Annotated in this window: 19 protein-coding genes; 8 read left to right on the forward strand and 11 right to left on the reverse strand. The window is 67.0% G+C overall.

From position 1 onward, the window contains the following. The first annotated feature begins 24 nt into the window (after nt 1-24). Nucleotides 25-252 (forward strand): preprotein translocase subunit SecG, encoded by a 228-nt coding sequence (gene secG, locus ACEL_RS05765; protein WP_011719956.1) that lies wholly within the window; start codon nt 25-27, stop codon nt 250-252. On the opposite strand, the gene pgl is transcribed toward secG, so the two are convergent. Genes pgl through tkt form a run of 6 tightly spaced genes read right to left on the reverse strand, consistent with a single transcriptional unit; the run spans nt 242 to nt 8,357 of the window. Further along, nucleotides 242-1,006: a 6-phosphogluconolactonase gene (pgl, locus tag ACEL_RS05770; protein ID WP_011719957.1), complete on the reverse strand. Its 765-nt coding sequence runs from the start codon at nt 1,004-1,006 to the stop codon at nt 242-244. The two genes, secG and pgl, sit on opposite strands and share 11 nt — an antisense overlap. Then, on the reverse strand, nt 1,003-1,947 hold the full coding sequence (locus tag ACEL_RS05775; RefSeq protein ID WP_011719958.1) for a glucose-6-phosphate dehydrogenase assembly protein OpcA: 945 nt from the start codon (nt 1,945-1,947) through the stop codon (nt 1,003-1,005). The genes pgl and ACEL_RS05775 overlap by 4 nt, the downstream gene beginning before the upstream one ends. After that, complete coding sequence (zwf, locus tag ACEL_RS05780) at nt 1,944-3,470, reverse strand: glucose-6-phosphate dehydrogenase (protein ID WP_011719959.1); 1,527 nt, start codon at nt 3,468-3,470, stop codon at nt 1,944-1,946. Before zwf ends, ACEL_RS05775 begins: the two co-directional genes overlap by 4 nt. A gap of 14 nt (nt 3,471-3,484) precedes the next feature. Next, a complete protein-coding gene (locus ACEL_RS05785) occupies nt 3,485-5,113 on the reverse strand; it encodes a glucose-6-phosphate isomerase (protein ID WP_011719960.1) in 1,629 nt (542 codons plus the stop codon). After that, a complete protein-coding gene (gene tal / locus ACEL_RS05790) occupies nt 5,110-6,228 on the reverse strand; it encodes a transaldolase (RefSeq protein WP_011719961.1) in 1,119 nt (372 codons plus the stop codon). Before tal ends, ACEL_RS05785 begins: the two co-directional genes overlap by 4 nt. 50 nt (nt 6,229-6,278) lie before the next feature. Continuing rightward, the gene (gene tkt, locus ACEL_RS05795; protein WP_011719962.1) at nt 6,279-8,357 is read right to left on the reverse strand and encodes a transketolase; all 2,079 of its coding nucleotides are present in this window, start codon (nt 8,355-8,357) and stop codon (nt 6,279-6,281) included. Between the two features lie 231 nt (nt 8,358-8,588). On the opposite strand from tkt, the gene ACEL_RS05800 reads away from it, so the two are divergent. Beyond that, nucleotides 8,589-9,512 (forward strand): heme o synthase, encoded by a 924-nt coding sequence (locus ACEL_RS05800; protein ID WP_011719963.1) that lies wholly within the window; start codon nt 8,589-8,591, stop codon nt 9,510-9,512. Here the strand turns inward: ACEL_RS05800 and ACEL_RS05805 are convergent. The 5 genes from ACEL_RS05805 to ACEL_RS05825 all read right to left on the reverse strand — a co-directional run bounded on the left by ACEL_RS05805 (nt 9,457) and on the right by ACEL_RS05825 (nt 15,686). After that, nucleotides 9,457-10,767, reverse strand: a complete 1,311-nt coding sequence (locus ACEL_RS05805) for an ROK family protein (protein WP_011719964.1) — start codon at nt 10,765-10,767, stop codon at nt 9,457-9,459. The two genes, ACEL_RS05800 and ACEL_RS05805, sit on opposite strands and share 56 nt — an antisense overlap. Nucleotides 10,768-10,797: 30 nt before the next feature. Continuing rightward, entirely contained in the window at nt 10,798-12,234 is a 1,437-nt protein-coding gene (locus ACEL_RS05810; protein WP_011719965.1) for a sugar ABC transporter permease, read from the reverse strand. Nucleotides 12,235-12,280: 46 nt separating this feature from the next. Then, complete coding sequence (locus ACEL_RS05815) at nt 12,281-13,066, reverse strand: ATP-binding cassette domain-containing protein (RefSeq protein WP_011719966.1); 786 nt, start codon at nt 13,064-13,066, stop codon at nt 12,281-12,283. Nucleotides 13,067-13,260: 194 nt separating this feature from the next. After that, on the reverse strand, nt 13,261-14,433 hold the full coding sequence (locus tag ACEL_RS05820) for a sugar ABC transporter substrate-binding protein (protein ID WP_011719967.1): 1,173 nt from the start codon (nt 14,431-14,433) through the stop codon (nt 13,261-13,263). Nucleotides 14,434-14,573: 140 nt separating this feature from the next. Then, the gene (locus ACEL_RS05825) at nt 14,574-15,686 is read right to left on the reverse strand and encodes a COX15/CtaA family protein (RefSeq protein ID WP_011719968.1); all 1,113 of its coding nucleotides are present in this window, start codon (nt 15,684-15,686) and stop codon (nt 14,574-14,576) included. Between the two features lie 139 nt (nt 15,687-15,825). Between ACEL_RS05825 and ACEL_RS05830 the strand changes: the two genes are divergently transcribed. The 6 genes from ACEL_RS05830 to sufU all read left to right on the forward strand — a co-directional run bounded on the left by ACEL_RS05830 (nt 15,826) and on the right by sufU (nt 21,805). Then, complete coding sequence (locus tag ACEL_RS05830) at nt 15,826-16,602, forward strand: helix-turn-helix transcriptional regulator (protein ID WP_193138721.1); 777 nt, start codon at nt 15,826-15,828, stop codon at nt 16,600-16,602. A 15-nt stretch (nt 16,603-16,617) separates the two neighbouring features. After that, nucleotides 16,618-18,030, forward strand: coding sequence for a Fe-S cluster assembly protein SufB (sufB, locus tag ACEL_RS05835; RefSeq protein ID WP_011719970.1), 1,413 nt, complete (start codon nt 16,618-16,620; stop codon nt 18,028-18,030). A gap of 17 nt (nt 18,031-18,047) precedes the next feature. After that, nucleotides 18,048-19,253: a Fe-S cluster assembly protein SufD gene (gene sufD / locus ACEL_RS05840; RefSeq protein ID WP_148204665.1), complete on the forward strand. Its 1,206-nt coding sequence runs from the start codon at nt 18,048-18,050 to the stop codon at nt 19,251-19,253. Between the two features lie 61 nt (nt 19,254-19,314). Beyond that, a complete protein-coding gene (gene sufC, locus ACEL_RS05845; RefSeq protein WP_011719972.1) occupies nt 19,315-20,073 on the forward strand; it encodes a Fe-S cluster assembly ATPase SufC in 759 nt (252 codons plus the stop codon). Between the two features lie 23 nt (nt 20,074-20,096). Further along, complete coding sequence (locus ACEL_RS05850; RefSeq protein WP_011719973.1) at nt 20,097-21,332, forward strand: cysteine desulfurase; 1,236 nt, start codon at nt 20,097-20,099, stop codon at nt 21,330-21,332. Continuing rightward, complete coding sequence (gene sufU / locus ACEL_RS05855; protein ID WP_011719974.1) at nt 21,332-21,805, forward strand: Fe-S cluster assembly sulfur transfer protein SufU; 474 nt, start codon at nt 21,332-21,334, stop codon at nt 21,803-21,805. The genes ACEL_RS05850 and sufU overlap by 1 nt, the downstream gene beginning before the upstream one ends. Nucleotides 21,806-21,821: the final 16 nt, after the last annotated feature.

The following is a 21,821-nucleotide window of genomic DNA, read 5'->3' on the forward strand; positions in this document are numbered from 1 at the left end:
TGATCCGCGGATAGGGGAGCGTACGTGATCGGAGCATTGCAGATCGTCGCTTCGCTGACCAGCCTCTTGCTGGTCGTGCTCATCTTGTTGCACCGCGGCAAGGGCGGCGGCCTCTCCGATCTTTTTGGCGGCGGGTTCACGTCCACGTTCGCCGGTTCCTCGGTCGTCGAGCGGAACCTGGACCGCATCACCCTCGTCACTGTGCTGCTCTGGATCGGGTCGATAATCGCGCTGCTGTTCCTCATGACGTAGGGCTTGTCCACCCGGGAGAACGGCTTGCCAATCCCGTCGCAGCCGCTTCGTCGATCAACCAGAGGGTCCGCTCCCGGCCGGCGACCTGTCCCGCGGGAAGACCGCCGCCGCCAACCGCCTGCCGCACGGCAGCTGCCTTCTCCGGCCCGGCGACGACCAGCCAGATCTCGCGCGCCTCGTTGAGGGCGGGTAACGAGAGCGAGAGCCGGGTTGGGGGTGGTTTCGGCGCATCCCGCACCGCGACGACCGGATCGGTCGCGGCGAGCAGCGGCGAGCCAGGGAAGAGCGAGGCGACGTGCCCGTCCTCACCGACGCCGAGCAGAAGCACATCGAACGCCGGCACCGAGCGGTGCGGTCCGGCGGCGGCCGCCAGTTCCGCGGCGTACCGCCGGGCCGCTTCGTGCGGGTCAGACTGCGGACCGTCCGCTGCCGGCATCGGGTGCAGCCGTCGAGGATCGGCCGGCACCTTGCCGAGGAGTGCAGCGTGCGCCGCGGCGTCGTTCCGGTCGGGATGTCCAGCCGGAACGAAGCGTTCATCACTCCACCAAACGTTCACCCGGGACCAATCGAGCGCGCGGCACGCCGGAGAGTCGGCAACCTGCGCGAGAACAGCGGTGCCGATCCGGCCGCCGGTGAGCGCAAGGTGAGCTTCGGCCTGCGCCGCAAGCATGTCAATGAGCCGGGTGATCAGGCGGGCCGCGACTGCAGCGGCGAGAGTCCCGGCGTCCGGATGGATGATGATCTGGCGGGTCATCCGGTGGTGGCCTCGGCCGCCTCGGTCGCCGGATCGGCCGACATGCTCAGCCGGCGCAGCACCTCGCTGTAGGTATCGTCGGGGTCGAGACGGCGCATTTCTTCGGCAAGCAACTCCGGGGTCGGCCGGCGGGGGAGCGGCACGGTGCGGTCCGGTTGGCCTGGTCGGCTGAGACGGGCAAGCCGGCCGTCCGGCCGGGTAATCGCAATGTCACCGCTGCGGGTGCAGAGCCGCACCTCGGTGATGCCCGGGCCTTTGCTGACCCGGCGTTCAACCTCGATACCGAGCCGCCACTCCAGCCAGGTGGCGAGCAGTTCTGCGCTGGGATTCCGACGCGCCGCCGCGACGACACCTCCGGTGAGCGGATCGAAAGGTTGGTCGAGTGCGGCGGCAAGCAGCGTGCGCCACGGGGTGACGCGGGTCCAGGCGAAATCCGTGTCACCCGGGGTGTGATGCGCCGCCCGCTCCCGGAGGGTGGCGAGTGGATCCCGGTTCGCGGCGCTGTCGGTGACCCGTCGCTGGGCCAACGCACCGAGCTCGTCATGGGCCGGGTCGACCGGGCCGCCCCCGGGCCACCAGACCAGCACCGGAGCGTCCGAAAGAAGCAGGGGCAGGACGACCGACGCGGCGTGCTGGCGAAGCGGTCCGTACAGCCGGAGCACGGCGACTTCGGCCAGCGAGTAGTCCTCACCCACCCGCAATTCGGCGTCCATCCGTGGGGTGCTGCGGTCGCCGGTGCGCCGGATGACCGCGACGATCCGGGACGGATGTTCCCGCGAGGCGGCAACGGCCGCGCGTACGGCGTCGTAGTGGCCGGCTTCGTCGACGTCAATGACCAGAGTGAGGACCATGCCGAGCGCGGCGATACCGGCCCGTCGGCGCGCCTCGCCGAGCGCGGCGAGCACCTCGGCCGCCCGGGTGTCGGTGAGATCCCGGTTCATGGCCGCCGCCAACTCCGGCCGTCCCGGGCCAGCATCTCGTGGGCGCACGCCGGTCCCCACCCGCCGGCGGGATAGGGCTCGGGTGGTCCCTGCGCCGCCCAGAACTCCTCGATGGGATCGAGGATTTTCCAGGCCAGTTCGACCTCCTCGTGGCTGGGGAAGAGCGGCGGGTCGCCGAGCAGGACGTCGAGCAGCAGCCGCTCGTACGCCTCGGGGCTCGACTCGGTGAACGACTCGCCGTACGCGAAATCCATGTTGACGTCGCGCACTTCCATCGCGGTGCCGGGAACTTTTGAGCCGAAGCGCAGCGTCACGCCCTCGTCCGGCTGGATCCGGATGACGAGCGCGTTCTGACCCAGCTCCTCGGTGGCGGTCTTGCTGAACGGCAAGTGCGGCGCGCGTTGGAAGACGAGGGCCACTTCGGTGACACGCCGGGCGAGCCGTTTGCCGGTGCGCAAGTAGAACGGCACACCGGCCCAGCGCCGGGTGTCGACCTCCAGTTTTATCGCAGCGAACGTCTCGGTGTGCGAATTCTTCGGAATGCCGTCCTCTTCGAGGTAACCGCGAACCCGTTCCCCGCCCTGCCAACCGGCGGCGTACTGCCCGCGTGGCGTGTACAGCGCCAAATCGCGGGGCAGCCGCACGGCGGAGAGCACTTTCGTCTTCTCTTGGCAGAGCGCGTCGGCATCAAAACTCACCGGCTCTTCCATTGCCGTCAAGGCAAGGAGCTGAAGCAGATGATTCTGGATGACGTCACGGGCTGCGCCGATACCGTCGTAATAGCCGGCCCGCCCGCCGATGCCGATATCCTCCGCCATCGTGATCTGTACGTGATCGACGTACGACCGGTTCCAAATCGGCTCGAAGAGCGTGTTGGCGAACCGGAGGGCGAGGATGTTCTGAACGGTTTCCTTCCCGAGGTAGTGGTCGATGCGGAACACTGCCTCCGGTGGGAACACCTCGCTGATGATGGCGTTCAATTCGCGGGCGCTCTGCAGGTCGTGGCCAAATGGTTTCTCGACGACGATGCGCCGCCACGCGTGTCCTTCGCTGGCCGACAGGCCCGAACGACGCAGTTGCGAGATGACCTGCGGAAAGAATTTCGGCGGTATCGACAGGTAGAAGGCGTGATTGCCGCCCGTGCCGCGGACCCGGTCCAGGTCACGGATGGTGCGGGCCAGCGTGTCGAACGCCTGATCGTCGCCAAATTCCCCGGGGACGAACCGGAATCCCTCCGCGAGCTGGGCCCACACCTCTTCGCGGAACGGCGTACGCGCATACTGCTTGACCGCGTCGTGGACCACTTGCGCAAAATCCTCATTCGCCCAATCCCGCCGGGCGAATCCCACCAGGGCGAATCCGGGAGGCAGCAGTCCCCGATTCGCCAGATCATAAATCGCCGGCATGAGCTTCTTGCGCGAAAGATCGCCTGTCACGCCGAAAATGACCAGTCCGCACGGCCCGGCCACCCGCGGCAACCGGCGGTCCGCAGGGTCGCGGAGCGGATTGGCAACCGTCGACATCCTCGGATCCGTCACTAGGCCAGCTCGTTGGCGGCGTCAAGGACCTGTTCGATGCCGGCCGTCCGGTCCCGCAGATGGAGCCGGATCGCCGGGCGGCCGCGTTGGCGCAGTGCCCGCAAATCGCCCAGCGCCTGGGCAAGCTGCAACCGGCCGAAGGTGAACGGCCGGCCGGGAATTTCCAGATCGGCCTCATGCGCGCCGGTGAGCTGGAGGAAAACGCCGACCTGCGGGCCGCCCTTGTGGTACTGCCCGGTCGAGTGCAGGAACCGGGGCCCCCATCCGAAGGTCACCGGGCGGCCGGTGTGCAGGGCCAGGCTCTTGCGCAACAGCGCGGCGGCTGCATCCTCATGGCGGTCCAGGTACGCCATGACAGCCAGATATCCGTGCTCCGGTATCGCACCGAGCAGTACGGCGAGCACGTCCCGAATCGTCGCCGCGCCCGCCAGGAGCTCGGGATCGTCGGCGTACACCGCAACAGCGTCCTCGACGAAGACTGGCGGCCGTTCGGTGAGCGGACCGGAACCCGCTTCGTCGAGAATCCGCGCGGTGTTCTCCTTGGATTCCGCCACATTCGGCTGGTCGAACGGGTTGATGCCGAGCAGACGGCCGGCGAGGGCGGTGCCGAATTCCCAGGCAAGGAAGGAACCGCCGAGGGTGCCTGAGACGGTGACGCCTTCGAGATTCAGCGGATTTCCGAGCGTGACGAGCACGCGATCGGGGAGGTCGAGGTAGTCCGCCGCATCGACCGATTCGACAACGACCGGTAGCAGACCCGTGCCTCGTTTCCCGGTGGATTCGGCGAGGAGTTGCTCCGCCCAATCCGCAAAACCCGGCTGCCGGGATCCGAAATCCGCGAAGAAGATTTTGTCCCGGCCGCGTCGGCCGGCACCGCCGAGGAGCGCACCGAGGAGCGCCCCGGGACCGTCGTCCGCTGCCACAGTCTCGGCGAAAGCGGCGGCGTCGTCGAGCAGGCCGGCGACATCCACCCCGGCGAGGGCGGTAGGCACCAACCCGAAAGCGGACAGGGCGCTGTACCGCCCGCCGACGTTCGGATCGGCGAGAAACACCCGGTAATCGGACTCGCGGGCGATTTTCTCCAACGGGGAACCGGGATCGGTGACGACGACAATGCGTTCGGCCGGGTCAATTCCCGCATTCCGGAAAGCCGCTTCGTAGACCCGACGGTGACTGTCGGTTTCGATGGTCGTGCCGCTCTTGCTGGAGACGACGAGCACGGTGTGCTCCAACCGATCGGCCAGCGCGTTGCGGATCTGGCCGGGGTCGGTGGTGTCCAGGACGGTGAGCCCGACGCCGGCCGTCGCAGCAATAACTTCCGGGGCGAGCGACGAGCCGCCCATTCCGGCGAGGACGACGTGCGTCAGACCGGCGGACCGGACGCTTGCCGCGAACGCGCGGAGCTCGGGGAGAAATTCCCGTGAGCTTCGCGGCAAGTCGATCCAGCCGAGCCGGATCCGAGCCTCTGCCTCGGCCTCCGGTCCCCACAACGTGGCGTCCTTTGCCGCAAGCCGCGCGGGGACACCGGCGAGTTCCGCAGCCGCTTCCCGAGCCGTTTCGAGAAGCTGCTCACCGGCGACGGTGACGATGACACCGCCGGCCTCAACCGAGTGCGTGTGCACGCTCATCGACCTCGCTCCCGCCGTGCCCGCTCCAGCGAACGCGTCACCGCCGCCGCGAGCTCCGTCCAGGACGCCTCGAATTTCTCAACGCCCTCACGCTCGAGCGTGTCCGTGACGTCGTCGTAGTCAATGCCAAGTGTCGCCAACGCATCGAGGGTTGCCTGCGCATCGGCGTAATACCCGCGGATCGTGTCGCCGCGGATGACCCCGTGGTCGTAGACAGCCTGCAGGGTCGATTCCGGCATGGTGTTCACCGTTCCCGGCGCGACCAACTCGGTCACGTACAGCGTGTCCGGCAGCGACGGATCCTTCGTCGAGGTCGATGCCCAGAGCGGCCGTTGCGGGCGGGCGCCTTTCGCCGCGAGCGCCTGCCACCGCGGCGTGGCGAATTTCTCCTCGTAGGTCCGGTATGCGAGCCGTGCATTGGCGACAGCGGCCTTAGCCTTCCACTGCAACGCCTCGCCGCCGATTTTCTCCAGTCGCTTGTCGACCTCCGTGTCAACGCGGGAGACAAAAAAGGAGGCAACCGACGCGAGTCGCGAGAGGTCATGTCCGGCCTCGATGGCCCGCTCGACGCCGTCGAAGAACGCGTCGATGACCTGTTCGTAGCGCTTCACCGAGAAGATGAGGGTCACGTTGACGCTGATGCCTTCGGCCAGGCATTGGGCGATCGCCGGCAAACCCTCTACGGTGGCCGGAATTTTGATGAAGAGATTCGGCCGGTCGACGAGCCACCATAGCGCCCGTGCCTCGGCGATGGTCGCCTCCGTGTCATGGGCCAGCCGGGGGTCCACCTCGATCGAGACCCGGCCGTCGACACCATCGGTAGCGTCAAATACCGGCCGCGTCACGTCGCACGCCCAGCGCACGTCGTACGCCGTCAAGGCCCGCAGCGCTTCGTTCACGTCAACACCGCGGACCGCGAGGTCGCGCAGTTGATCCTGGTACCGGGCGCTGCCTTCGATGGCCTTGCCGAAGATGGTCGGGTTCGTCGTGACGCCGACCACGTGCCGGTCGCGGATGAGTGCGGCGAGATTCCCGGTCTGCAATCGGTCCCGGCTGATGTCATCGATCCAAATCGAGACACCCGCAGCGGAGAGTTCGGCGAGTGGGTCAGTCATCGGATGGGCCTCCTCTTCGTCTTGGCCGACGGCCGGGACAGCGGCCGCCGTCAGGATCCCAGCACCGGCAGGCCGGCGGCACGGACGCGCGCCATGCTGGCATGCGCCGCGGCCACTACCCGCTCCGGCGTGAAGCCGAACTGCTCAAACAACACCTGGTACGACGCGCTCGCGCCGAAGTGCTCGAGGCTGACGCATTCACCGAAATCACCGACGTAGTCCCGCCAGCCGAGAGCCACCGCCGCTTCGATGGAGACCCGTGCGCGCACGTCGTCCGGCAGGACGGTGCGACGGTACGACTCCGGCTGCGCCTCGAACCACTCCCGGCACGGCATGGAGACCACCCGGGTGGGGACGCCGTCCGCTTCGAGCCGTTCCCGGGCGGCAAGGGCGAGATGCACCTCACTTCCGGTGGCGATGAGGATGACCTGCGGCGCCCCGGAGCCCGCCTCCGCGAGAACATACGCTCCTTTCGCCGTCCCGTCCGCCGACGCGTACTGCGTGCGGTCGATGACCGGTACGTTCTGCCGGGTCAGGCAGAGGGCGGCCGGGCGGTCGGTCTGTTGCATGATCGTCCGCCAGGCGACGGCCGTTTCATTTGCGTCCGCCGGGCGGACGACGTCCAGCCCGGGGATGGCCCGCAGCGCCGCGAGGTGTTCGACGGGTTGGTGCGTCGGGCCGTCCTCACCGAGTCCGATGGAGTCGTGGGTCCAGACGTAAATCACCGGGAGTTTCATCATGGCGGCAAGCCGGACCGGCGGCCGCATGTAATCGCTGAAAACAAGGAAGGTGCCGCCGAAGACACGTGTCGGGCCGTGCAACGTGATGCCGTTGAGAATGGCACCCATTGCGTGTTCCCGGATGCCGAAATGCAGCACTCGGCCGTAGGGATCCCCGCCGTGCGCGGCCGGCAGGAAATCCCGCTCACCCTCGATCGTCGTGTTGTTCGACTCAGCGAGGTCCGCCGAACCGCCCCACAATTCCGGCAATTTCTTCGCCAGCGCATTGATGACGACGCCGGACGCCTTGCGCGTGGACATGGGTTTGTCCGGCGCAAAGTGCGGAATGTCGGCGTCCCAGCCCTCGGGAAGCCGCCGGGCCAGCATGCGATCGAGCTCAGCGGCCCGCTGCGGGTGCGCCGCCCGCCACGCCTCGAAGCGCTCCTGCCATTCCTTGTGCGCGAGCCGGCCCCGGTCGACCACTTGCCGCGCGTGGCTCAGCACGTCGTCCGGAACGTAGAACGTCTTCTCCGGGTCAAGACCGAGCACCCGCTTGGTCGCGGCGACCTCCTCGGCGCCGAGCGCCGAACCGTGCGCCTTCCCGGTGTTCTGCAGGTTCGGCGCCGGCCAGGCGATGATGGAGCGCACGATGACCAGACTCGGCCGGTCGGTCGTGTCTCGTGCCGTCACCAGCGCCCGGTACAGGGCCTGGACGTCGTTGACATCGGCGACGTGCTGCACGTGCCAGCCGTAGGCCTCGTACCGTTTCCCCACGTCCTCGGAGTGGGCGACGCGGGTGTCGCCTTCGATGGAGATGCGATTGTCGTCATACAGCACGACGAGATTGCCGAGCTGCTGATGCCCGGCGATCGCCGCGGCCTCAGCCTGAACGCCCTCCTCGATGTCCCCGTCGGAGGCGAAAACCCAGATCGTGTGGTCGAAGACACTGGAACCCGGCGCGGCATCAGGGTCGAAAAGCCCTCGTTCACGACGCGCCGCCATCGCCATACCGACGGCATTGCCGAAACCTTGGCCTAACGGGCCGGTGGTGGTCTCCACGCCTGGGGTGTGGCCGTACTCGGGGTGGCCCGGGGTAAGGCTGCCCCACTGGCGGTAGCTCCGCAAATCGTCGAGGGTGAGCCCATAGCCGGACAGGTACAGCTGGATATACAGCGTGAGGCTCGAATGTCCGCAGGACAGCACGAAACGGTCCCTGCCGAGCCAGCGCGGATCGGTCGGGTCGTGCCGGAGCAGGCGCTGAAACAACAGGTACGCCGCCGGGGCGAGGCCCATCGCCGTTCCGGGATGACCGGAGCCCGCGGCCTCCACCGCGTCCATCGCCAGGGCGCGGATGATGTCGACAGCGCGCGCGTCCAGCTCGGTCCACTCCACCGTGTCATGCTCAGTCACAACAGCCTCCGCCGTCTTGCCCGGACATCCCAAGCGCAGGTGATCCTCGCTCTCACCCTACCCAAGTAGCGTGATCACACTCTGCCACCGCGCCGAACCGCCGATCGCCGTCATGCGTCACGGCCCTGTCGGCCGGTGCAACGCGCGCATCAGCCGATCCGCTGCACGCACCCAGGCAGCTGCCGCTGGGCGGGTCGCGCTGGTGCGAACGGGACATGGTGGAATGGCATCGTGACCGCGCTCGCGCCTTCCTCAACACCGCTGCCTGCCGGGCGGCGCGGTGCCGTCGACATCGTCAAAGGACTGATTGCGCTCACTAAGCCGCGGATTATCGAGCTCCTGCTTGTGACGACCGTGCCGACCATGATGCTCGCCGCCCGGGGATGGCCGTCCTCCCGGCTGGTGGTGGTCACCGTGTTGGCGGGGGCGCTCGCCGCGGGAAGCGCCAACACGCTGAACTGCTTCATCGACCGCGATATCGATCAGGTGATGCGCCGGACCGCCCGGCGTCCGTTGGTGCGATCCGTGATCCGGCCCGCTGAAGCGCTGGCTTTTGGCGTGGCGTTGGGAGTCGTCGCCACCCTGCTGATGGGATTTCTGGTGAATTGGCTGTCGGCGATCCTGGCCGATGCGGCCATCGTTTTTTACGTCGGCGTGTACACCATCGGCTTGAAACGCCGGACTCCGTCGAACATCGTTATTGGCGGCGCCGCCGGATGCTTTCCCGTGCTCATCGGGTGGTCCGCGGTGACCGGCCGGGTGGGCTGGCCGGCGGTCGTGCTCTTTGCGGTCATCTTTGCGTGGACACCGCCGCATTTCTGGGCGTTGGCCATGCGTTTCCGGGAGGATTACGCCGCCGCGCACGTCCCGATGCTTCCCGTCGTCGCCGAGCCGCTGGTCGTCGCCCGGCAGATTCTCTGGTACTCCTACGGAATGGTGGCGGCTTCGCTGGCGCTTGCTCCCGTCGCGCACGTGGGATGGGTGTACGTCGCCATTGCCGCCCTCCTCGGTGGGTGGTTCCTTGCCGAGGCCCACCGCATCGTCCAGCGGGTCAGGCTGGGGCGTGACCCTCGGCCGATGCGGCTCTTCCACATGTCCATCAGCTACCTGACACTGCTCTTTGTCGCGGTCGCGTTGGCGCCGTATCTGCCGTAGCCAAATCCTCGACGACCGCATCGGCCGTAGCCGAATCCTCTGCCGCCAACCGAACGCGGGCCGCCCCTTCGCCCATCATCGACGGGTCTTCCAACAACCGTTCGAAGGCGAGTTCCGCTGCCCCGAAGAGGCTGGAGTCCTCACCGAGACCGGGCGGGCGGATTTGCACACTGCGACGATGGGGCAGCGTTGAGGCCGCGAGTTCTTCGCGGATGACCGGTTCAGCAAGCGGCAGCAGGGACGACAGCGGGCCTCCGATAATGACCACTTCCGGGTCGAAGACATTGATGATGCTGCCCAGCCCCCGGCCGAGCCAGACCGCGATGTGCCGCAGGCCGTCCTGCGCACGGCGATCTCCACGCCGGGCGGCTTCGAAGACCTCGTGGGTTGCCTGGCGGCCCGCCCGCGGATCCCGGCCGCACGCGGTCAGGATCGCCTCCTCACCGACCTCGGTCTCAAGACAGCCGCGGCCACCGCATCGGCACGGACGTCCGTCTGGATGCACCATGACATGCCCGATTTCCCCAGCGAAGCCGTGCCGGCCGAGAACGAGCCGGCCGTCAACGATGATGCCGCCGCCAATACCTACTTCACCGGCGATGTAGACAAGATGGGCGACGCCACGGCCGGCGCCGCGCACCTGTTCGGCGAGCGCGCCAAGGTCGCCGTCGTTGCCGATGCGAATCGGGACGTCGACGTCCAACGCCGCGGAGAGCGGAGCGGCGAACGGGACGTTCCGCCACATGAGGTTGGGCGCGAATTCCACCCGCCCGTCCTCGGCGTGAACCATGCCGGGAATCGCAACCCCGATGCCGACCAACCGCCGATCCGGCGAGCGCTCCAACGCCGAGCGAATTGCCGCACATTCCGCGGCGAGCCGCGCAATCACCGCATCGGCGCTTGCGCCCGGCCCACCAAGGGGGTAGTCGCGGCGTGCCAAGATGTGCCCGCCTAAACCAAAGGCGGCAACCGTCACGGTATCGACGCCGACATTCGCGGCCAGCACGTACGCCGTGTCACATCGGACGGCAACCACATGCGACGGCCGGCCGGCGCGCTGCGCGGTCCCCGGAATTGTCTCCGTCACCAGGTTCATCGCCGCAAGCTCTTCGACGAGTGCCTTGATGGTGGAGCGGTTGAGCCCCATGGCGGCAGTCAGATCGGCTCGGGACAATGCGCCGTCAACGTGCAAGCGGCGAAGCAGCACAGACAAGTTGCGCTGTCGGATGACGTCTTGGGTGGCGACGCCCGGCACCGACAGCGCTCCCTGTCTTCGATGTCTGCGTTAGACGGCCTGTCGTCGCCGCGCCAAGGCGTCGACAGCGGCAGCGAGGAGGAGGAAGAGCCCGGTGATGACGAATTCGTACGCCGCCCCAAGCTGCGGATGGAGACCAAGCCCGTTCGGGATGAGCGCAATGACTAAGCCACCAAGGACCGCATCACGGACCCGGCCCCGGCCGCCGAAGAGCGACGTCCCACCGATGACAGCTGCGCCCACGGCGTACAGCAGGGTGTTTCCGCTTCCTGCGTCAGCCGGCACGCCGCCGATCTTTGATGCGAACGCGACACCGGCGCAGCCGGCCAGCGTCGAGCAGATCGCGAATGCGGAGAGCCGCATCCGGGCGACGTCGATACCGGCGCGACGCGCGGCCTCGGCGTTTCCGCCGACCGCATAGAGGTGCCGGCCGTACGCGGTCTTGGTCAGCAGTAGGGTCAGTGCCACCAGCAACAGCAGAATGACCAGCACGACCCACGGTGTGCCCTTGACCGAGGTGAGCTTGGGGTTGGGCGACCTCTGCTGGTTGAGGAAGTACACCGCGAGGCCACCGCCGACGATGAGCGCGAGAACGCGGAGAAAGACGAGGCTCAGCGGGTCCGCCGAGAGAGCGGCGCGTCGGCGCCGGATTGACCGGAGAGTCGTGACGAGCCCGTAGCCGCCAACAAAGACGACGAACATAAGCCAGCTCCACGCCGGCGGAATGTTCTTATTTGCCAAGGCATTGACAGCGGTGAACTGCCGGGTCGGAAGGGATCCGCCGTTGCCAATGAATTTCAGCACGACTCCTTGCCAGGCGAGGAAGAGCGCAAGGGTGACGACGAACGACGGAATACCGACCTTGGCCACGAGAAACCCGGTGACGACGCCAATCGCGGTCCCCGTGCAGACCGCGAGGAGAAGCGCGGTGGGTTGATTGCTGGCAAAGCCGCCGGCCAGGATGATGGTGCCTGCGCCGACGGCGATCGCCGCCGGCCAGAGCCGTTGCCAGACGGCGATGCCCAGGGCGAAGACCATTGCCGCGAGATAGACGCCGAACGTCCCCCCTTTGAGGACGTTGTAGAGGTTTCCGTTGTGGTTGAGTCCGAGCGCCATTGCGGCTGCGCAGACCCCGCTCGCCGTGCCGGCGGACAGGTCGATTTCGCCAAGGAGCAGGACGAAGACCAACCCCATCGCGAGGAGGATGTAACCGCCCGCTTGGCTGGGCAGGTTGGCGAGATTGCCGACGGTGAAGAACCGCGGACTGGTCGTGGAGAAGACGACGAGCAGGACGATCACACCGAGGAGGGCCGGGAGGGCGCCTGGATCGCCGCGACGCACCTTGGCGACGTAGCCGAAAAATGCTTCCTTCAAGTTGAGGGCACCGATGTCGCCGGCGAATTCGCCAACCGCCTGCCGAATGCCGGCTGTCGTCTTTCCGGTGGCCTGGGGCTTGAGTTCGGTCACTGTCCTCACCTGTTAACGCGGGAATTTCAGGAATTCGACGGAGGAATCAAGCGCTCTGCGCAGCTTCGGCCGGCTGGAGGCCAAGGTTTCCGCTGCGCCCGGCGGTAATGAGCTCGACGACTTGTGCGTGCGTGACGTCGGAGGCGGACACCTCGGCGGCGACCCGGCCGAGGTACATCGCCGTGATCCGGTCCGCCACCTGCATCACGTCGTTCATGTTGTGCGAGATGAGGACGACGCCGTGCCCGGAGTCGGCAAGCCGCCGCACCAAATCGAGGACCTGTTTGGTCTGCGCGACGCCGAGCGCGGCGGTCGGTTCGTCGAGCACGATGACTTTGTTTTCCCACAGGACCGCCTTGGCGATCGCGACGGTCTGGCGCTGGCCGCCGGAGAGGCTCGAGACGACCTGGCGGACGGATTGGATGGTGCGCACCGAGAGGCTCGCGAGGGTTTCCCGGGCCCGGCGCTCCATGGTTCCTTCGTCAAGGGCATGCAATGGTCGGGTCCGAAGCTCCCGGCCAAGGAACATGTTCTGCACGATGTCGAGGTTGTCGCAGAGGGCGAGGTCCTGGTACACGAATTCGATGCCGTACGCGGCGGCATCCCGCGGGCCATGAATATGAATCTGCTTACCGGCAAAGTAAAACTCGCCGCTGTCGACCGGATAGATACCGGCAATACACTTAATCAGAGTGCTCTTTCCTGCGCCGTTGTCGCCGACGAGCGCCATGACCTCGCCGGGATAGACATTGAAGTCCACGTCGCGGAGCACGTGGACCGCGCCGAAACTCTTATTGATGCCCCGAAGGGCGAGGATGGGGGATTCGCTCACGTCTGCCTTCTTTCGGATCGCCTACCGATGCAACGCCGGTCGTTGGGGGTCCGCGACGAACCGAGCGTCAGGTGGGCTCGCGCTTCCTTGCCACGACGATAGATCCGACGCCGCGTCCGTGCAGCGCATCACCCGGCTCGGTCGCCATGTGGCGGCACGGCCCGCCTGGGCCGTGCCGCCACTGCGTTGTGACGTCAGCTCACGCCGTACTTCTGGCAGAGCGATGCGACGTCACCCTTGCAGATGTCCGCAGCCGAGGCCTGACCGGCCTTGACGACGTCCTCGACCTTGTCCGCGGTGATCCATTCCGGCGTCTGCAAGGCAGACGGCACGTCACGGTTGCCCTGCGGGTCGTGGACCTTGCCGTTGATGAGCGAACCGGGGTCCTTGCCCTGGATCAGGTCGATCGCAAGCTGGGCCGCTGCGCTCGCCTCGAGAGATGTGTTCTTGAAGACGGTGCCGCACTGGTCCCCACGGAGAACGCTCTGCAGACCCGGAACCGTGGCGTCCTGCCCGGTGACCGGCGCCTTGAGGCCCTGCGACTTCTCCACGGTGATGACCGACTGCGCCATGCCGTCGTTGGCGACCAGCACGCCGTCCACCTTGCCGCCGGCGGCGGTGAGCAACTGCTGGAAGATCGTGCCGGCCTGCGCGTTGTCCCAGTTCGGCACGGACTGGTCGCCGACCTTCTTCCACTTGCCGGTGGCGTACAGCGGGTCGAGGACCGAGTCATAGCCCTGCTTGAAGAGGGTCGCGTTGTTGTCCGTCGGCGAACCGTTGATCTCGATGATGCGGACGGGGTTGCTGGTGGTAGCCGAAGCCGCCTTGTCCTTCAGGCAATCCACCAGTCCTTGGCCCATCAGCTTGCCGACCTGGACGTTGTCGAATGAGACGTAGTACGAGGCGCTTCCGCCGAGGGTGAGCCGGTCGTAGTCGATGGTCTTGATACCGGCCTGTGCCGCCTTGGCCTCGACGGCCGCACCGGACGGGCTGTCCAGGTCGACGATGATGAGGACCTTCACGCCTTCCTGGATCATGCTGTCAGCGATCTGTGCGAACTTGTTCTTGTCGCCGAGAGCGTTCTGGATGTCCGCCTTGATACCTGCGGCCTGGAACGCCTTCTGCAGGTTCGGGCGGTCCTGGCTCTCCCACCGGGTGGACGACTGCGTGTCGGGCAGGATGACGCCGACCTGAGCGCCGCCACCGCCGCCGCCGCCGGCCGACGACGACGCAGCAGCGGACTGGGAGCTGCTCCCGGCAGCGCTTGGGCTGGTCGTACCACTTGTGCTCTTGCTGCTGCTGCACGCGGCAATGCCAAGACCGGCGATAGCCGTGAGAGCAGCGATGCGAACAGCGTTTTTGTACATAGAGATCCCCTCTTGCTCCACGCTGGGCGCGGAGCGTTCGCTCCGCAGGACGGCCCAGTTGTTGCGTCGGACAACATATGCCGGAAGCGGTGATCAGCGGAAGGGGATTCGGCCCGTCGTTTTGGTTCGGTATCGATCCGTTACCGAGACGTGACAGCCGGGTTAGCGGCCGGTGGCTTTTGAGGTGTTTTGTCGCTCCCGGCGGGTGTGAGAGCGGTTACCTGGGCGGGAACGGGCTTCGGCCCGCCGATCTCCGGCAGGTCGTTCGCGACGTCGCCCGGTACGTCGCTCGGCATGTTGTCCGGTACGTAGTCCCGCGTGCCGTCGGGGTTCCGTGCGACGTCGATCCGACGGCCGGGCCGGGACAGGGACGCGCTGACGCAGGTGGCCCCGACGACAAGAGACGCAGCGCCCAGCATGTGAATTTCGACCAACCCCGCAGGCAAGCCGAGGAAGTACTGGGTCCAGCCGATGACCGCTTGGACCGCAAGGAGGACGACCATCCAGCGCGTCGCGCGGATCGTTCGTCGTCCGACGTCCATGACGGTTGCGGTGACCGCCAGACCCACCGCGAGGCCGACGAGGAGCATGGCGAGATCCGCGTGGAGCTGCGCCAGCGAGGCAGGTCGCGCCGGTATCCGGGCGGCCCGAGGATCGCCCGCATGCGGACCGGCACCCGTCACGGTGGTGCCGGCTGCGCAGACCGCGAAGGTCAGGGCAAGGAGGGCCTGCCCGGCCCGCCGGAGAGCTACCGGCGGCGCACCGGTGGCTGCCGGTGGAAGCGATCGAAACCAGGCCACCGTCGCGGTGGCGACAACGCCCATCGAGAGCAAGAAATGCGCCGCAACCGCCCACGGGTTGAGGTCGGTCAGAACGGTGATACCGCCAAGCACGGCCTGCGCCGGAATGCCGAGGAGCGTGGCCCACGCCCACGGTCGCAGGTCACGGCGCTCCGGTGCGGCCCGGTAAACGGCGACGAGTGCTGCGACCGCGGCTGCCAAGACGACGTAGGTGAACAGCCGGTTCCCGAATTCGACGTACTTGTGCCACGAGAGCTCAGGCGTCGGGACCAACGACGACGGCGCGCAGTCCGGCCATGATGGGCACCCCAGGCCGGAGCCGGTGAGTCGGACCAGACCGCCGGTGCCCACAATCGCGACGTTCGCGACCAGCGCCGCTGCGGTGCACCGGCGCACCACCTGAGGTGTTGCCCGCCACGACCGGAGGCGGGCACGTATCGTTGCCGCGGGCACGCCTTGATGCTACGGGCCGCCGATCGTGCCGCCGCTCGCGAGTGTGGATGGGAAGCGGCTCGCGCGGCCGCCACGTGGTCCGGTGCGGGCCGGGGTGCCGGCACCCGGCCGACAGGCTGAAATAGGTAACATTGCGGTTGTGAAATCCGCGGTCACCCTGCTGGGGTCGGACGACGTCCGCACCCGCGATCGCGTCGCGCGCGCCTTGCACGAGCACGGACCGCAGACTGCGGCGGCGTTGAGCATGCGGTTCGGCCTCACACCGGCCGCCGTCCGGCGCCACCTCGAGGCACTGATCGCGGCCGGAAAGGTCTGCGAAGTTCCCGAACCGAAGGGTCGCGTGCGCCATCGCGGCCGCCCGGCGAAGCTCTTCGCACTGACCGATCTCGGCCGTTCCGCATTCCCGCACGCCTACGACTCCCTCGCCGCGGCCGCGCTGCGTTACGTCGCCCAGCTCGTCGGCGAACCGGGCGTTCGGGAATTCGCGTACCGGCATGCCGCCGAGCTCGAGGGCCGTTACGCAACCGTCCTCGCTCAACTCGACCGGCGAGAGCGCCCAGCCGCCCTCGCCGAGGCCCTTACCGCCGACGGATACGCAGCCTCCGTCGAAACGGTGCCGACCGGCACGCAGATTTGCCAGCACCACTGCCCGATCGCCCATGTCGCCGCGGAATTCCCGCAGCTGTGCGAGGCTGAGACGCAGGCGTTCGCGCGATTGCTGGACATCCACGTCCAGCGGCTGGCGACCATCGCCCACGGTGACGGCGTCTGCACCACCCACATTCCGGCCGCCGTGCAGCCCGATGGTGACAGCCGTCACCTTCCGGTGTTGACGCAGCGTCCCCGCCGGACACGCCGGCGTGGACGACGGCAACCGACGTCCACGCAGGCCACGAGACCGTACGAGAAGGCGTAGGAGGAAGGTCACATCATGACGACGTTGCAGCGTCCCGAATTGGACCAGCTCGGCCGGTACAAGTTCGGATGGGCGGATCCGGACATCGCCGGCGCCTCCGCCCGCCGCGGGCTCTCCGAAGAGGTGGTCCGCGACATTTCGGCGAAGAAGGGGGAACCGGCGTGGATGCTCGAGCGACGTCTGAAGGCGTTGCGCATTTTTGAGAAGAAGCCGCTGCCCACGTGGGGCGCCGACCTGTCGGGCATCGATTTCAACACCATCAAGTACTACGTGCGCGCCAGTGAGAAGCAGGCGAACAGTTGGGACGAGCTGCCGGAGGACATCCGCCGCACCTACGACCGCCTCGGCATTCCCGAAGCGGAGAAGCAGCGCCTCATCGCCGGTGTCGCCGCGCAGTACGAATCGGAGGTCGTCTACCACAAGATTCGCGAGGATCTGGCCCGTCAGGGCGTCATTTTCCTCGACACAGACACCGGACTCCGTGAACACGAGGACCTCTTCAAAGAGTATTTCGGCTCGGTGATCCCCGCCGGTGACAACAAGTTCGCCGCGTTGAACACCGCGGTCTGGTCCGGCGGCTCGTTCATTTATGTGCCGCCCGGCGTCCACGTCGACATCCCGCTGCAGGCGTACTTCCGCATCAACACCGAGAACATGGGCCAGTTCGAGCGGACCCTCATCATCGTCGATGAAGGGGCGTACGTGCACTACGTCGAGGGCTGTACCGCGCCGATTTATTCGAGCGATTCCCTGCACGCCGCCGTCGTCGAAATCATCGTGAAGAAGAATGCCCGGTGCCGGTACACGACGATTCAGAACTGGTCGAACAACGTGTACAACCTGGTCACCAAGCGTGCGGTCGCCCATGAGGGCGCCACCATGGAGTGGGTGGACGGCAATATCGGGTCGAAAGTCACGATGAAGTACCCCGCGGTGTGGCTGGTCGGTCCGCACGCGAAAGGTGAGACGCTGTCGGTGGCGTTCGCCGGTGAGGGCCAGCATCAGGACGCCGGCGCGAAGATGGTGCACGCCGCACCGTACACGTCGTCCACCATCGTGTCGAAATCCGTTGCCCGAGGGGGAGGACGGACGAGCTACCGCGGTCTGGTGCAGGTCATGGAAGGCGCATACGGCTCGAAGTCCACGGTCAAGTGCGACGCCCTGCTCGTCGACACGATCAGCCGGTCCGACACCTACCCCTACGTGGACGTCCGCGAGGACGACGTCGCGATGGGGCACGAGGCAACCGTGTCAAAGGTCAATGAGAACCAGCTCTTCTACCTCATGAGCCGAGGGCTCACCGAGGACGAAGCAATGGCGATGATCGTCCGAGGCTTCGTCGAGCCGATCGCCCGGGAGCTGCCCATGGAGTATGCCCTGGAGCTCAACCGGCTCATCGAACTGCAAATGGAAGGGGCCGTCGGCTGATGACGGAGCGCACGAACATGCTAGAAACCGCCGAGCTCTCCGAGCTCGAACGCGGACGGATCGACGTCGACGACGCGCCGGTCCATCCGCAGCCGCACAGCCACGGTCTCCAAGGCGGCCGGCACCTTGAGCGGACGTTCTCCTTTGACCCGGCGGACTTTCCGGAGCCGGACAGTCACCAGGAGCTCTGGCGGTTCGCCGCGCTTCCCCGCCTCCGGCCGCTGTTTGCGGGCCCGCCGGCGACGGGAACCGTCGACGTCAGCTGGCCTGACGCAGCGCCGGTCCAGACGGTGCCGATGACGGATCCGAGGCTCGACGTCGTCCACACGCCGTTCGACCGGATATCCGCGGTGGCCCGGCAGCGGGTCACCGAGGCTTTAGTCGTCGACATCGGTGACACGGCGGCCGAGCCGGTCACTCTCGCCGCCAAAGGCACGGGCGGGGTGAGCTACGGGCATTTGCTCGTCACGACCCGTCCCGGGAGCGCCGGCACTGTGGTCCTTGACCACAGGGGGAGCGGCACCTACGCAGCAAACGTCGAGCTCGATGTCGCCGACGGGTCAAGCCTGACGTTCGTCACCATCCAGGATTGGGACGACGACGCCATTCACGTCGCCGCGCACTCGGCCCGGATTGGCCGGGACGCCCGATTGCGGCACATCAACGTGAGCTTCGGCGGTTCGGCCGTGCGCATTTCACCCCTCGTCACGTTCGCCGCGCCGGGCGGCGATGCGGAATTGCTCGGTGTCTTCTTCGCCGACGCCGGCCAACACATCGACGCACGGCTCATGGTCGACCATTCGGCGCCGAATTGCCGGAGCCGGGTGAATTACCGCGGTGCGCTGCAAGGAGAGAAGGCGCGGACCGTCTGGGTCGGTGACGTCATCATCCGCCCGCAAGCCGTGGGTACGGACACCTACGAGGCCAACCGCAACCTTCTGCTCACCGACGGCGCCCGAGCCGACTCGGTGCCGAATCTGGAAATCCTCACCGGCGAGGTCATCGGAGCCGGCCACGCGAGTGCGACCGGACGGTTGGACGACGAACAGCTCTTCTACCTGCAGGCCCGTGGTATTCCGCGTGATCAGGCGCGCCGGCTCATTGTGCGGGGCTTCTTCGCCGACGTCATCGAGGACATCGGCATCCCGGAGTTGGTGACCCGGCTGCTCGCCCATGTCGACCGGGAGCTGGAATTGACCGAGCTCACGGCGGTCAACCGATGACCCGGTCTGCGGTGGACGTTCCACGATCCTTTGTGTCCGGTACCTGTGTCAAGGAGATGGCATGAGCACCTTGGAGATACGTGACTTGCACGTCACTGTCGACTCATCCGACGGTGAACGGGAAATTCTGCACGGCATCGACCTCACCGTCCGGTCCGGTGAAACGCACGCGATCATGGGCCCGAACGGTTCGGGCAAGTCGACGTTGGCGTACGCCCTCGCCGGTCACCCGAAATATCACATCACCGGCGGCGCCGTCCTGCTGGACGGCGTCGACATCACCACGATGAAAGTGGACGAACGCGCCCGCGCCGGGCTCTTCCTCGCCATGCAGTACCCCGTCGAGGTGCCGGGGGTGTCGGTCTCGAACTTCCTGCGCACCGCAGTCACCGCGCTTCGCGGCCAGGCGCCGAAACTCCGGGCGTGGGTGACCGAGATGAAGGAAGCGATGAACAGGCTGCAGATCGACGCGAGTTTCGCCGACCGGAATCTCAATGAAGGCTTCTCCGGCGGCGAGAAGAGGCGTCACGAAATTCTGCAACTCGAACTGCTGAATCCGAAATTCGCCGTCCTCGACGAGACGGACTCCGGGTTGGACATCGACGCGTTGAAAGTCGTCTCCGAGGGCATCAACCGGTTCCGGGCCGACAAGGAGCACGGTGTGCTGCTCATCACCCACTACACGCGGATTCTCCGCTACGTCCCACCCGATCACGTGCACGTCGTTGTCGACGGGCGAATCGCGGAAGAGGGCGGCCCGGAGCTGGCCGAGCGGCTGGAGGCCGAAGGGTACGAGCGGTATGTGAGGGCGACCGCGTAGCCGCCGGTCCTGAGGAGGTCCCGATGGCGTTCGACGTCGACGTCGTGCGGAAGGATTTTCCGATCCTTGAGCGCACGGTGCGGGATGGACGGCCGCTGGTCTACCTCGACAGTGCCAACACGTCGCAGAAGCCGCGCGCCGTCCTCGACACGCTCACCGCCTTCTATGAACGGCACAACGCGAACATCCACCGCGCGACCCACGCCCTGGGCGAAGAGGCGACCGAGGCGTACGAGACCGCGCGGATGAAGGTCGCGGACTTCATCGGTGCCGGTGCAGCGGAAGAGGTCGTCTTCGTCAAGAACTCCTCGGAGGCGCTCAACCTGGTAGCCAATGTGCTGAGCTGGGGGCCGCGGGCGGTCGGTCCCGGTGACGAGATCGTCATCACCGAGATGGAGCACCACTCGAACATCGTGCCCTGGCAGATCCTCTGTGAGCGGACCGGCGCCCGGCTCCGCTGGTTCGGCGTCACCGATGACGGCCGCCTCGACCTGGACGGCATGGACGACCTGCTCACCGAGCGCACCCGGGTCCTCGCCGTCGTCCACGTTTCGAACGTCCTGGGCACGGTGAACCCGATCCCGCTCCTTGCCGAACGCGCCCACCAGGTAGGGGCGCTCGTGGTCGTCGATGCGTCGCAGTCCGTCCCGCACATGCCGGTGGATGTGGCCGCGTTGGGCGCGGACTTCCTGGCTTTCACCGGGCACAAGATGTGCGGACCGACCGGCATCGGCGTGCTCTGGGGACGCCGCGACCTGCTCGAGGAGCTGCCGCCGTTCCTCGGCGGCGGCGAAATGATCGAGACGGTCACCATGGAGAAGTCCACGTACGCCGCCGTGCCGCACAAGTACGAGGCCGGCACACCGCCGATCGCGCAAGCGGTGGGACTCGGCGCCGCGGTCGATTACCTGCGCAGCATCGGCATGGACCAGATCGCGGCGCACGAGCGGGAGCTCACCGCGTACGCCCTCGGGCGGCTCACGGAACTTCCCGGCGTGCGCATCCTCGGCCCGACGGAAGCGGTCGACCGGGGGAGCGCGATCTCGTTCGTGGTGGACGGCGTCCACCCCCACGACGTCGCCCAAGTGCTGGATGCGCACGGCGTGGCAGTCCGCGCCGGCCACCACTGCGGCCGGCCGATCCACCTGCGCTTCGGGGTTGCCGCGTCGACCCGCGCATCCTCGTACCTGTACACCACCGAGGGGGAGATCGACGCCCTCGTCACGGGATTGCACGCGGTGCGGAGGTTCTTCGCCTGATGGACCTCGAGGCCATGTACCAGGAGATCATCCTGGACCACTACCGCAATCCGCATCACCGTGGGTTGCGCGAGCCGTACGACGTCGAGGTCCATCACGTGAACCCGACCTGCGGCGACGAAGTGACCCTGCGGGTCAAGCTCGACGGGCCAAAGATCGTGGATGTCTCGTACGAGAGCATCGGATGCTCCATCAGCCAGGCGGCCGCCTCCGTCCTCGCCGATCTCATGATCGGAAGTGAGGTGCAGGACGGGCTGGCGGTGCACCAGGCCTTTCTCGAGCTCATGCAATCCAAGGGCGCCGGGCAGGCCGACGAGCAGCTCCTCGGTGATGCGGTCGCCTTTGCCGGCGTGGCCAAGTACCCCGCCCGCGTGAAGTGCGCGCTGTTGTCCTGGATGGCGTGGAAGGACGCTACGCTGCAAGCGATGAGCCGGGCGGACGAAGGTTCGGCCAGCAGCGAAATTCCTGGATGATTGCCAGGGATAGGAG

This window comes from Acidothermus cellulolyticus 11B, from assembly GCF_000015025.1.
GTDB lineage: Bacteria > Actinomycetota > Actinomycetes > Acidothermales > Acidothermaceae > Acidothermus > Acidothermus cellulolyticus.